We start from the raw sequence: 12,198 nt of genomic DNA on the forward strand, positions 1-12,198 counted from the left end.
TGCTCGACCGCTTCGAAGTCGCTCTTGCCAAGGCAAATCAACCCCAGGTAGGTGCGAATAAGATCGATGTTAGCGATGCCATGGCGCTTGACGATGGCGCGCGAGGTTTTGGCCAGGGAGGTCATTCTGTTGACACTGTGGACAACCAGCGCCAGACAGCCGTGGGGTGTGATAATCTCGGTTTTGGACTGTTCCAGCGTGAAGGTACGCATAGTCAGATATCACTGTCTGGGTGAATCGAGACTGGCGTCCATATTACCGCCGCAGGCCGCGTGGGTACAGGTGTGTGGAGATGCGAAGCTGAGTTTTAAGTCACGGAATCAGGTTAGATTCCATGAATCTGCATTTTTTAGTTGGCTGTATATGTGCTCCCTTGAACTTTTTATATTTAGCTGCGCAGATGCATTTGCCGCTTCCTTTATTAGGAATATTCCTGTTTCCTTCGGATGGTGGTCTAAAATTAAGTTCAAGCTGTCAATTGTGATACTCTGAGGCTCATAGGGTAGGGGTTTAATACATGACTCAAGTAACCGGATAGCAGTTGGATTAATGGGACAAAATGCAAGAACTTTCCAAATGGCTTCTTGGTATGTAGCATCTCTGTAGTTTTGAAGCTCTCTATATAATTCCCCTAGTGTGATGCACGGGTAATCAGAAGGGGGTCCAACAATAAATCGCACTTCATTTAGCTTGAATCTAGTTTTTGTTGATTCTATGAAGCTTTCTTGAAGGCTTTTTAAGGAACAAAAGTATCCAATGTACTCGCTTTTTATGTTGAATTCTGAGTCGTATATTTTTCTTTCAAAAATGAGTCCTTTTAAATCCTCTTCTAGTATTTCTTTGTGTAAGTCGAAAGGGAGGTGATATTCTCCTAGTAAGATGTTTCTCATTTCTGAGAATTTTAAGTCTAGCCTTTCCTTTAAATTGTATTTTTCTATTATTCTGCTTGATGAAGGGCTGTCTTCAATTTTTCCTTCTAGCTTCTTTCCATCCCATACAACGGTTTTTAAAGAGCCGTGTTTGTTTTATGCGTTAAGATTGTTTGAAACAGTTACTGAGGGTATTGTTGAAGTTATCAAGAAGTAGCCATCTGTTTCATGTAGGAGGCATGCGCTTCTAAAGTCTCCAATATCAGACTCAAGAACAGACTTACCACTATGTGCTTTGTGTTTACATTGAACCAAATATTTGACTCTTTCCGTATTCCCTAATGCATCCTGACTGATTATCTCAATTACAAGATCTTTTTTTTGGTCAGGGCCACGAGTTGGCTCTGACAAAATAACTGCTCCATAGCTCTCTAGAACGTCGCGGCAAAGAAGTTCAAAGTCTTCACCGTCAATACCTAACCTCTTGTAATCAATAGCCAATGTTCGCTCCTTTGAGTAACGGTAACGTTTGTATAGTTAACTACCAACAAGTTTTAGCAAAACTGATTTGGGAAAACGAGCGCTCAACAATAACAACGCATGTAGAAAAAGTTGTAACGGTACAATCTCCCTTCTGCGCAGCCGAGCCATCGTGCCCTTTGGGTAATTCCTGAAATCCATCTATAGACAGCGATTTCAGCACGAGGCTCGCAGAGCCGAGATAAATCGCTCCGATGGATTTCTGGAACGCGCAGGGTACCCGTCTATGCCGGGCAAGCAGCAGGGTCGATGGGGATTGGTAAGGGGCGTTCGGTAACGCCCCTTACCTCATCCCTTCAGGGCACCGGAAGGCTTAAGCCTTCCCTACAGAGTAAGTCTCCCCCACGGAGAAAGAGATGAGTTAAAAAATTCTGAGAAGATGCGTCTTTTCCAGAGGTCCTTCGTCTTACAGACAAAACACCCCAAAACGAGGACCCAATATGCTCAAAGTGATCAGCTTTACCATCTGCCCATTTGTACAACGTGTGACCGGATGGTTGGAAGCGAAAGGCCTGCCATACGAGATCGAATACATCAGCCTGAAAGACAAACCGCAGTGGTTTCTGGATCTCTCGCCCAGCGCTCAGGTGCCGGTTCTGATTACCGAATCCGGCCAGGCGTTGTTTGAGTCTGATGCTATCGTGGAATATCTGGAAGAGGCGTACGGCCCGCTCAATCCTAACCGCACCCCGGAAGAGAAAGCGGTGGATCGTGCCTGGAGCTATCTGGCGAGCAAGCACTATCTGGTTCAGTGTAGTGCCCAGCGCAGTACGGACGAAGCCACCTTGAACGAGCGCAGTGTAAAACTGGAGAAAGCCTTCGCGACGGTTGAAAAAGCACTGGGCGACGCCCGATTCTTCAATACCAGCGAAGTGGGTATGGTGGACATTGCCTGGCTGCCGTTGTTGCACCGGGCGGCGATCATTGAGAAACACCGAGGCTATGATTTCCTTGCGGGTTACCCACAGGTGAAGCGTTGGCAGCAACATCTGTTGTTTACCGGCTTGGCAGAAAAGTCCGTGTCTGATGACTTTGAAGCGGCGTTCAGTGATTTCTATCTATCGGAGCAGACTTTCCTGGGGCGTGGCTGCGATTGCCCACCGGGTACCAGTGCCTCCGACAACGCCTGTGCCAGTGCAACCTGCTGCTAACAATATTGGCAGGGTGGGGATTTACTCCTCGCTCTGCCACACTGAATCTGTTGAACAACCGATTAGGATCTCCCTTGAATACCGAGAAAGTCTGGCAGCAATACGGCCACAGCTTGCGTGCATTTTTGCACTCGAAAATCTCAGACCCCCATGAGGTGGAGGATCTGTTGCAGGAGATCCTGATCAAAACCCACCGCAATATGGGCAGTTTGCGGGCCTCCGACAAACTCAAACCCTGGTTGTTTCAGCTTGCCAACAATACGGTGATCGATTTCTACCGTAAGCGGGGTAAGGACCGTTCTATTGATCCCGAAGTGCTGTGGTATGACGAGGATGAGCCACAGGTTCAAGAGCAGTTGAGTGACTGTGTGTTGCCGTTTATCGACGCATTACCGGCAGAAACGGCGCAGCTGTTAAAGGCGATTGATATCGAGGGGCGATCGCAAAAGGAGTATGCCGAGGAGAAGGGGATCAGTTATTCCACGGTTAAATCCCGTGTGCAGCGGGGCCGCCTTAAACTAAGAGTGTTGTTTGAGCAGTGCTGTCATATGGACCTTGATCGACAGGGGCGCGTTATTGAGTACCGTGCCAGGACCGGTCAGTGTGACAACTGCTAGGTGTTGGGGCAAGGCTGGACTAAGAGGCTTTGGGTTCCGGTTCATTGGATACCATCGACAACCCGTTCTGTAACTGAAGCAGGTCCAGATAACCTTTCACCGGATCGGTTTTGCCTTCAAAGGCGACCCCAACCCGCAATTCATTTTCGTAGCTGAGAACCGAGATGACTTTGCCGGTCATTTTTTCGAAGTCGTCGCCAAAGGGGAGCAGCATTTCCAGGTCTATTTTCTCTTCCCGTGACTTGAGTTCTTTGAGCATCTCCAAATGCTCCTGGTTCTGCAGACGAACCTGACAACCGTTGTAGCTCAGATCTTTTAACAGTCCTTCCTGCTGAATATCCGATAACAGCTTAACCCGCAGCGTACAGTCATAGCGTGGCTCTTTGCGCACGCAGCGGGTGCAAATGTCCTTGGGGTATTCGAGGACCAGCAGTTGGACCTTACCCGTTACAACATCAAGCACCGAACACTTGAAGGCGTAAACCACACCACCCTCGATAAACCGCACCACTACACCGGGTTTGTTCTGCAAAAGGTTTTCGTACCAGATGACGGCTGCACGTTCATTGTTATTGTTTTTTTCCACTTCGCTGCGGGAGGGCAGATGAAGAATGACCGCTTTATCACCTTCTATGCCAACGAAGGGAGTAAACAGTTGTAACTTGCCATCGGGGGAGCTGAGCTGGACCCGCACACCTGTTCTGAGGTGTGGCAGTTGGTTAACTGCAGTATCCGAAGTGTCTGTCATGGTGTATCTCCTGCCCAAGCTGAAAGGGTATGTGGGAAGATGTACAACTTAGAAGAGACAACATGGTGAAGCTTAGTCTAAAAGTGGGATCTTGTTTGAAAATTTCTTCAAAAACTTGTCCAGGGCTTATGGTTACTGGGGTGTGGAGGAAGAGAGTGTTTGCAAATAGACGTCGGGGCAAGGGGTGAAGACTTATTTCGGTCCCTTGCCGCCTGTGCCCCGCATGCCCCGTTGTGGGTTAAAGCCCTTAATCGCCAACACGGAGAAGACCAGCGTAGTACCCGCAACGACCGCAAACGCTTCCCAGCTCATCTTCAGGTACAGGGCGTGACGCACCAGCTCGGTGGCGTGGGTGAACGGATTGACCGAGCAGATCCAGTACAACCACTCGCTGGCTTCGCGCATTTTCCACAGCGGATAGAGCGCCGACGACAGGAAAAACATCGGGAAGATCACGAAGTTCATTACACCTGCAAAGTTCTCCAGCTGTTTGATCCAGGAGGACATAAACAGCCCCAGTGCACCCAGCATCAGGGCAACCAGCACCAATGCGGGCAGTACCGCCAGATAACCCCGCAGCGGTGGATCAACATCCACAAACAGGGCGATGGCAAGGAAGGTGTATACCTGCGCCAGGGATATCAGTGCGGTGGATACCATCTTGCACAGCAGTAGATAACCGCGGGGCAGTGGGCTCATCAGCAGTACCCGCATGCTGCCCATCTCCCGGTCGTAGACCATCGACAGGCTGCTCTGCATGCCGTTAAACAGCAGGATCATGCAGCATAGGCCCGGTGCGATATAGACCTCGTAAGTGATGTAGGTCTCATAGGGCGGAATGATTGAGATACCCAGCGCGGCGCGGAAACCGGCGGCAAATACGATCAGCCAGAGCAGGGGGCGTACCAGCGAGCTGAGAAAACGCGAGCGCTGACTGACAAAGCGCAGAAACTCTCGCGTCAGGATACCGGTAAAGCAGTTCAGGTAGGCGGAGCGGTTCAGTGGTACTGATCGTGAGACCTTTGCCTGGCTGTTCATGCGCATACCTCCTTGCTGGCCGTGAGGTGGTGGAACAGCTCGGTCAGCGACTCATGGCCATGCTCGGCACAGATCTCTGAACCCGTGCCCTGAGCTTTGAGCTCACCTTTGTGCAGCACAAGGACTTTATCCTCAGGCTGTACCTCTTCAATCAGGTGAGTGGCCCAGAGGACGGTCAGGTTGTACTGCTCGCATAGATTGCGCACATGTTGGTTGAGTTTCAGGCGGGTGTGCGGATCAAGCCCCACGGTGGGTTCATCCAGCAGCAATACACCGGGGCTGTGCATTAGGGCACGGGCGATCTCCACGCGGCGGCGATGGCCGCCGTTGAGGCTGCGCACCTTGTCGTGGATACGGTCGCTCATCTCCATACGCTGCAGTTCGGTTTCGATCCGCTGCTGGGCTGCACGACCACTGAGGCCGTGCAGTGAAGCATGGTATTTCAGGTTCTGGCCCACACTCAGATCCAGGTCCAATGTGCTCTGCTGGAACACTACACCGAGCTGCTGCATCACCTCAGTGGGATGTTGCCGGATGCTGTGGCCGCAGATACTGATCTTTCCCTGCTGCATCGCGTAGAGGCGGGTAAGCAGGGCAAACAGCGTGCTTTTACCGGCACCGTTGGGGCCCAACAGGGCGTTAAATCCACCGGGCTGCAGTGCAAAGCTGAGGTTATCCAGCGCGTTGCGCGGACCGTAGTTGAATCTGACGGAGCTGACCTGAATACTCATCGGCAATTGTTATGGCTTAACCACAACACCCCATGGGTAGCGGCCCACTTTAATGGACTTGGTCACTTTCAGCTTATCCACATCCACCACGGAGATATCACCGCTGACACCGTTGGTGGTGTACAGCTGGCTCTCATCTTCGTTGAACTCCATGTGCCATACACGACGTCCTACCAGCAGGTAATCCTTCACGTCGTAGGTTTTGGCGTCGATGACTGCCACGTGGTTGGAAGGGCCCAGGGCAACAAAGGCGTACTTGCCGTCATCGGTTAGCTTCACGCCCACTGGTTGTACCTTGTCCGGGTGGATGCCCGGGATCTCGAAGGTCAGTTTCTTGATGATCTGACGGCTTTCCACATCAATTACCGATACAGTGCCGCCGATCTCGGAGGATGCCCACAGCAGGGAGTCGTCTTTGTTGAACTCCACGTGGCGTGGACGCTGATCCACCAGGGTGTTATCGACCAGTTCGTAAGTGGTGGTGTCGATCCAGTGCACCATGTTGGTGGTTTCACTGGTGTTCACCGCCCACTTGCCGTTGTGGCTCACGGCCATGCCTTCCGGCTCTACACCCACGTCGATCTGCGCCAGTACATCATGGGTTTCAGTATCCACCACGGTGACCAACGCATCGTCCTCGTTGGCGATGTAGAGGTGGCGGTCGTTCGGATGCAGGGCGAACTGCTCCGGATCTTCACCGGATGGCAGCTCGGTGATGATACTGTGGGTAGCCAGATCCATGATCTGCACGGTGTCGGAGTCGGATGCACAGATGTAGAGCTTGGTCATGTCCTTGGACAGGGTGATACCACGTGGTCGTTGGCCCACCTCGATGGTGTCGGTTACTTCCATGGTGTCCAGATTGATTACCGACAGGGTGTCGTCTTTTTCATTGGATACGTAAGCGACGGCGGCATAGGAGCTGGCGCTAACGGCCATCAGGGCTGCGGGCAGGGCAGAACGGATAAATTTAGGGAATCGCATCGTTTTTCTCCGGGATCTATAACAGACGGCTTACTGCATGCGGCAGCGACTTTCAGGTTTATCAAAGCCAAGGGTGTCCAGGTCGGTAACCGGGTGCAGGAACCCTTGCTGTGGCGACTGGGAAACCAGTGCACGTGGATGGATCAGTGGAATCGGCTGGCGTAGCTGACCGCTCCAGTCGCGGTAATTCAGCTTGCGGCCCTTAAAGGCGGCCAGCTGGAATTTGTCTGACAGGATGTAACTGCGCAGGGCAGTGGCATCGTTGGTCTTAGTTTGGGTCACCGCCTCGGCGATGGAACGCACGCCAGCCCAGGCGGCGTAGTCTTTGCCTGTCATCCAGCGATTGGCGAGCTTGTCGAAGCGGCTCTGCAGCTGGGCCGCGCCCCATTGTTCAACTACACGGTGCCAGGTGACGGGCACCAGGCCCTGAGTACCGGCAATTGGGCGTGGGTACCAGGTGTTGTAGAGCAGGTATTCACCGAAGTCACCGCGCTCATCGGCTACGACCACTACGTCGTATTCGTCGGTCTGGGTGAACAGCGGAAGTTCGCCCTGCGCGGTGCGGCGCAGGTCGGTATCAAAGCTCCAGGCTTTTTCCTCGACGATCTCGGCGCCAAAGCGTTTAGCGGTGCGCTTCAACGCCGCGGCGTAGGCCTTGTCTTCCGGTTGATTGCCACTGATCAACAGCCACTCCTTCAGCCGTTTAGCGTTCAGCCATTGGCCCAGGGCATCGGTCAGCATGGAACGACTGGGCGTGGTGTGCAGCACGTTGTTCAGGCACACCTCGGTACGCAGCTCATCGGCCTGGGAACCGGCGTTAAAGATCAGTGCATCGGCACCCAGCGCTTCGGCCAACTGCTGCAGTTGTGCAGAGGGCATATTGGCCACAAACAGGCGCTGACCGTTGTCGTACAGCACCCGTGCTTCGGCCACGATCTGCTCCGGATCGTCGCTCAGTTTGCTGGTCAGTTGGTACTTCTGCTTCAGGAAGCGGCCGGTGGTGTTGCTGTCCTTGATACCCAGTTCGGCACCGTTCAAACCTGCATCCTCAGGTTCCGGTAGCACGTTGGAAAGAGCGGGTGGCCGCTCCGGCTGATACTGCAGGTAGGCAATATCGATAGTGAGTGGTTGCTTCGCTGCCAGTGCAGCAGAGCTGCTTAACAGCAGGGCGGAGCATGCAAGCTTGAGTGGGTTTTTCAGACGTTTGAGCATAGTGATCTTCGTTGTAGTTGTTGTTATGTGATCAGGATAGGGGGGAAGCACAACTGGAGAAATATGAAGAAAGTACGAATCAATTAGTACCGAAGTACCATTTTTTAAAACCGGTGGCTCTCTAGCATAAATAGGACCGGAGCCTGCAGTTGTTCCCTTTGTTGGTGTGTAGCTGACCGACCACGGTGTCCTGATGATGTAATGCGAAATGTCCCTTCCAGTGATCAGGTCCTGCCGTAAACGGCGGTCAGTCGCAGCAGATAGGTCTGCAGGTTCCCCCAAAATTAGATCCACAGAATAAGAATCCGAGGTCGCTATGAGCATCCTGAAATCCCGTCTGATTAAACCCCTGATGATTGCCGGTGTTGCCGGTCTGATGACTGTTACTTCTGTTGCGCAGGCCGCAGGTGACCTGACCCGTCGCCCACAAAAATTGCCGGACCTGGTGATGGGCAGCGACGAGAGTGATTACTACCTGTCCCAGAAAGAGTACGAGCTGGAAACCGGTAAAGCGTACAAGCTGGCGATTATCTCCAACGGCCAGAAAGAGTACGCGATGGTTGCGCCTGATTTCTTCGCATCCATTTTCCTGCGCAAAGTGGAAGCGGGAGGTATGGAGATCAAAGCGGTGAGCCTGACCGAGCTGGAATTCGAAGATGCAGCGGAAGCAGAGATCTACTTCGTACCGGTTAAGCCAGGTGAGTTCGAGTTCGAGATGGAAGGCCTGCAAGGCAAAGGCATGGTCGGTGTGTTTAAGGTGAAGTAAGTACCTTCCATTCTTAGTTGAACCTGAGAGGAGTGAGAGAATGGCTGGCCGTTACTGGACGTTGATTGGCACTGTTTCACTCATCGGACTTCTCTCAGGACTGGCTCCAACAGTCTGGGCGGACGGACAATCCGTCAGTGATCTAGCGCCACGGCAGATCACTTTACAGGCTGAGAATGGCGAGCAACTGACCATCGGCCAGTTGCTGCTTTCGCCATCCGAAAAAGGCTATCGCGCCGAAGTGAAAATGGACGATGACGTCTACGGGGACTATTTCCTCTCGATGCGCCCGTTCAAATGTCTGGAGAGTGAGAAACAGCTGCTCTGCCACCTACCGTATCCCTATCAGAATGCCCAGCAGATCAGGCCTGATGACCTGATCGATCTGGAATACCAATTTTTGTTCATCCGCAAAGTCCCGACCGATTACGGTATCAATCCGTGGTTTGGCGTGTACTACAAGCTGCAGTGGGAAAACCCTCCCCACGGACCGATTACCGGTCAGTTGCATGAAACTAACATGGATATTCTGGCTGCACCGCCGGAAGATCCGACCACCAAACCGATCACCGCCGATGAGCTTTACGAAGCCGATCTGGCTGAGCATTGGTTGCCCACCCTGATAATCAGGTAATCCCTTGAAAGCCTTACTGCGCCTGAACTTTCTGGTCAGCATTGTTTTCGTGCTGGCCTTTATCCTGACCCTGTTTGGCCTGATCCGGCAGGGTGAAAAAGATATCGAGCGGGAGATTGGTGCGAGCATTCACTTCGTCGAGCAGATGATCGAAGCGGCGGAGTTTGATCCGACCCGTCTGCAGCCGTTGCTGAACGGCAGCACCCGCCATATTCGTTTTTACCTCAATAAACTGCCTGATCGGGAAACCGATGAAGAAGAGGTCCCGGAATGGTTCTCTGATCTGCTAAAACCGAGCGGGGCTTATGCTGCCCGTCCATGGCGGTATCCACTCAATAGCGGCGAGCTGCTTTACGTGGTGGCGATGCCGGACGATGAGATCGACGAGGTATGGGAGTCGGCACTGATGCTGGCCAGTCTGTTCCTCGGTGGTGCCGTGTTGTCCAACCTGATGATCTTCTGGGGTGTGCGTCAGGGCCTAAAACCGATCGGTCATATGCTGGTGGCCCTGGAGCAAGGTCAAAAGCAGGGTAAAGGCGGACGATTCCGTGCCAACCTGCAGCAATATTCTTCACCGGAAACCGAAAGGCTGGCGGGGCATTTCAACCGGATGGCTGATGCTCTGGAGAAGGAACAGCACGGCAACCGTCAGCTCACCCGTCAGCTGATGGAGCTGCAGGAATCCGAACGCACCCGACTTGCACATACCTTGCACGATGACCTGGGACAGTACCTGACCGGTATACGTGCGCAGGCCTATATGATCCGCCAAGCCGCTAATCAACAAGCGGTGGTGGAACTGACTGCTGACCGGATTGTGGGCCACTGCGATGAGATGCAGGCCAGCTTCCGAAGCCTGATCCGTGACCTGCATCCGGTGATCCTGCATCAACTGGGGCTGCGTGATGCCTTGCTCAATCTGGCTGAACAGTGGCAAGAGAGTAGCGGCGTTGAGGTGCAGATTAACCTTGGTGAAGGCCTGCCCGAATTAAGTGAAGAACGGGCGGGCCATCTGTACCGCCTGGTGCAGGAGGCTCTGCACAACATTACCCGTCACGCCCAGGCTTCCCTGACCGAGTTCTCGTTACGTTGTGCAGGTGGTCAGCTGCAATTGCAGGTGGTGGATAACGGCTGTGGCCTAATGCCCGACTCGGTGCCGGGGATTGGTATGCGCTCGATGCACGAGCGTGCCCGCTATCTGGGTGGTGTATTGCAGCTCGAATCGGTGTCCGGTGGTGGCACCAAAATTTCTCTTAATATGCCCCTGAAAGCTCAGTGAATAAGTCAGCCCAATGAAAAAGGAGACGCCGTGAAAATTCTGATTACCGATGACCACGCCGTGGTGCGACAGGGCTACGCCAGTTTGCTGTCTGTTTTGCTGGACCCTTGTGAAGTGATAGAGGCAGGCAGTGGTGAAGAGGTTTGCACCAAAGTGACTGAACAGTCTGTGGATATGCTGATTCTGGATATCAATCTGCCAGGCATCAGCGGTATTGAGGCAGCGCGTCGAATCCTTAAACGCGATCCTGACGCACGCATCCTGTTCTTCAGCATGTACGACGAGATGCCGATGGTGCAGCAGGCACTGGATACCGGAGCGTTGGGGTACATCACCAAGAGCAGTTCGCCTGAAGTATTGATCGAGGCGGTACGGAAGGTGGCGGCGGGGCAGATCTACGTTGAACATGACCTGGCGATGCGCTTGGCCATGCGCCAGCAGCCGCGTAATCAATCGCACCAGCGTTTGCAGGATATGACGCAACGCGAGTTTGAGGTGTTTGTAATGCTGGCCCGTGGTTTCAGTGTGAAAGCGGTAGCTGAGCAGCTGTGTATCAGTGCAAAAACTGTGTCTAATTACACCGCAATGCTGAAGAGTAAGCTGGAAGTGGATTCCACCACCGAGCTGGTGCACCTGGCGATTGAGGCGGGTGTGCTGAAGGTGGGGCTCGAAGGTGGTGTAGAGAGCTAAAAATGGCGCAGACCGGGAGAACCGAAATCCAAGTCCACGCCTAAACGGGAAACAACGAACTTAGTTTTTTCAACCTTACCAGGGCACCTGCCAGTCCACGGGGCAGTTGGTGCAGCCTTCCATATTTACATCCATAAAGTTGGCGTAGTGCTTACGGGTGCCGGTGAAATCGGCGTTCTCGAAGTTGCTGTCGCTCATCTTCGCTTCCTGCAGATTGGCGTTCACCAGGCTAGCGCCTTTCAGATCCACCTTGGTGGCCCAAGCCATCTCCAGATTGATTGCACGCATATTGGCGTTGTGGAAGCGCGCCTTGGATACACGGGCAAACTCCAGGTTCGCACCGTGCAGATTGGCGTTGCTGAAGTCGGCTACCTGGCCAAACAGAGCCCAGGCATTGATCGATTCAAGGTTGGCGCTACGCAGGCTCGCACCGCGCAGGTTGGCATGGCGTAGATCGGCACGGGCCAGATCAGCGTTATCCAGTTTTGCTTTGCTCAGATCCGCATTTTTCAGCGTGCTGTGGCGCAGGATGGCACCGCGCAGGTCTGCTCCGGCCAGTTTGGCGCCGCTCAGGTCGATGTTGCTCAGGTCAGCGCCGCGCAGGTCAACACCGTTGCATTCGGTTTTCGGGACCAGCTGGCAGCCGTTGATGGTTGGAATGTCGTCACTGGCGATTGCAGATGTACTGAGTATCAACGCAGGTAGTAAGTAGCAGAGCTTTTTCATGATGAACTCCGGGAAAAAGAGGCCCAGCGTGTGGGCCTTAATCAGCGATGATGGTTTGCCTATGGGGTAGGCAGGACCGGCGAGCGAGAAGGCGGTTAATTCCTGTCGCCCTCAGAGAGGGCAGCTACAGGGATTGGTGCGAGACTGGAGCTAGTGAGATCGGAAGAGCGTCGTGTAGGGAAAGAGTGTTGCGCTCTGTGTAGATCTCGGTGG

General features: G+C 53.3%; 14 protein-coding genes and 1 pseudogene. 6 read left to right on the forward strand and 9 right to left on the reverse strand.

The window, feature by feature from the left end:
* From ACEQ15_RS00005 to ACEQ15_RS00015, 3 genes and pseudogenes are all read right to left on the reverse strand, one after another.
* A pseudogene (locus tag ACEQ15_RS00005) lies at positions 1-212 on the reverse strand (IS1380 family transposase); the annotation flags it as partial.
* 108 nt (positions 213-320) lie between these two features.
* Positions 321-890: a hypothetical protein gene (locus tag ACEQ15_RS00010; protein WP_370276879.1), complete on the reverse strand. Its 570-nt coding sequence runs from the start codon at positions 888-890 to the stop codon at positions 321-323.
* A 135-nt stretch (positions 891-1,025) separates the two neighbouring features.
* Positions 1,026-1,370: a restriction endonuclease gene (locus ACEQ15_RS00015; protein ID WP_370276880.1), complete on the reverse strand. Its 345-nt coding sequence runs from the start codon at positions 1,368-1,370 to the stop codon at positions 1,026-1,028.
* 479 nt (positions 1,371-1,849) lie between these two features.
* Between ACEQ15_RS00015 and ACEQ15_RS00020 the strand changes: the two genes are divergently transcribed.
* Entirely contained in the window at positions 1,850-2,560 is a 711-nt protein-coding gene (locus ACEQ15_RS00020) for a glutathione S-transferase family protein (RefSeq protein ID WP_370276882.1), read from the forward strand.
* Positions 2,561-2,634: 74 nt separating this feature from the next.
* On the forward strand, positions 2,635-3,177 hold the full coding sequence (gene sigZ, locus ACEQ15_RS00025) for an RNA polymerase sigma factor SigZ (protein ID WP_370276883.1): 543 nt from the start codon (positions 2,635-2,637) through the stop codon (positions 3,175-3,177).
* 19 nt (positions 3,178-3,196) lie between these two features.
* Here the strand turns inward: sigZ and ACEQ15_RS00030 are convergent, their stop codons facing one another.
* The 5 genes from ACEQ15_RS00030 to ACEQ15_RS00050 form a co-directional block, all read right to left on the reverse strand.
* Positions 3,197-3,925 carry a flagellar brake protein gene (locus tag ACEQ15_RS00030; protein WP_370276884.1) on the reverse strand — a complete coding sequence of 243 codons (729 nt, stop codon included), beginning with the start codon at positions 3,923-3,925 and terminating at the stop codon, positions 3,197-3,199.
* Between the two features lie 192 nt (positions 3,926-4,117).
* Positions 4,118-4,963 (reverse strand): ABC transporter permease, encoded by an 846-nt coding sequence (locus ACEQ15_RS00035; RefSeq protein WP_370276885.1) that lies wholly within the window; start codon positions 4,961-4,963, stop codon positions 4,118-4,120.
* The gene (locus ACEQ15_RS00040; protein ID WP_370276886.1) at positions 4,960-5,694 is read right to left on the reverse strand and encodes an ABC transporter ATP-binding protein; all 735 of its coding nucleotides are present in this window, start codon (positions 5,692-5,694) and stop codon (positions 4,960-4,962) included. Before ACEQ15_RS00040 ends, ACEQ15_RS00035 begins: the two co-directional genes overlap by 4 nt.
* Positions 5,695-5,703: 9 nt before the next feature.
* Positions 5,704-6,678 carry a YVTN family beta-propeller repeat protein gene (locus ACEQ15_RS00045; protein ID WP_370276887.1) on the reverse strand — a complete coding sequence of 325 codons (975 nt, stop codon included), beginning with the start codon at positions 6,676-6,678 and terminating at the stop codon, positions 5,704-5,706.
* Between the two features lie 30 nt (positions 6,679-6,708).
* Positions 6,709-7,890 carry an ABC transporter substrate-binding protein gene (locus ACEQ15_RS00050; RefSeq protein WP_370276888.1) on the reverse strand — a complete coding sequence of 394 codons (1,182 nt, stop codon included), beginning with the start codon at positions 7,888-7,890 and terminating at the stop codon, positions 6,709-6,711.
* A 316-nt stretch (positions 7,891-8,206) separates the two neighbouring features.
* Between ACEQ15_RS00050 and ACEQ15_RS00055 the strand changes: the two genes are divergently transcribed.
* The 4 genes from ACEQ15_RS00055 to ACEQ15_RS00070 are packed head-to-tail and all read left to right on the forward strand — an operon-like array spanning position 8,207 to position 11,259.
* Positions 8,207-8,656 (forward strand): copper-binding protein, encoded by a 450-nt coding sequence (locus ACEQ15_RS00055; RefSeq protein WP_370276889.1) that lies wholly within the window; start codon positions 8,207-8,209, stop codon positions 8,654-8,656.
* A gap of 40 nt (positions 8,657-8,696) precedes the next feature.
* Positions 8,697-9,290, forward strand: a complete 594-nt coding sequence (locus tag ACEQ15_RS00060) for a hypothetical protein (protein WP_370276890.1) — start codon at positions 8,697-8,699, stop codon at positions 9,288-9,290.
* Between the two features lie 4 nt (positions 9,291-9,294).
* Positions 9,295-10,569, forward strand: coding sequence for a sensor histidine kinase (locus tag ACEQ15_RS00065; RefSeq protein WP_370276891.1), 1,275 nt, complete (start codon positions 9,295-9,297; stop codon positions 10,567-10,569).
* Between the two features lie 30 nt (positions 10,570-10,599).
* Positions 10,600-11,259, forward strand: a complete 660-nt coding sequence (locus ACEQ15_RS00070) for a response regulator (protein ID WP_370276892.1) — start codon at positions 10,600-10,602, stop codon at positions 11,257-11,259.
* A gap of 75 nt (positions 11,260-11,334) precedes the next feature.
* On the opposite strand, the gene ACEQ15_RS00075 is transcribed toward ACEQ15_RS00070, so the two are convergent.
* Entirely contained in the window at positions 11,335-11,985 is a 651-nt protein-coding gene (locus tag ACEQ15_RS00075; RefSeq protein ID WP_370276893.1) for a pentapeptide repeat-containing protein, read from the reverse strand.
* Positions 11,986-12,198 lie beyond the last annotated feature (213 nt).

This window comes from Pontibacterium sp. (assembly GCF_964228735.1).
Taxonomy (GTDB): Bacteria; Pseudomonadota; Gammaproteobacteria; order Pseudomonadales; family Balneatricaceae; genus Pontibacterium.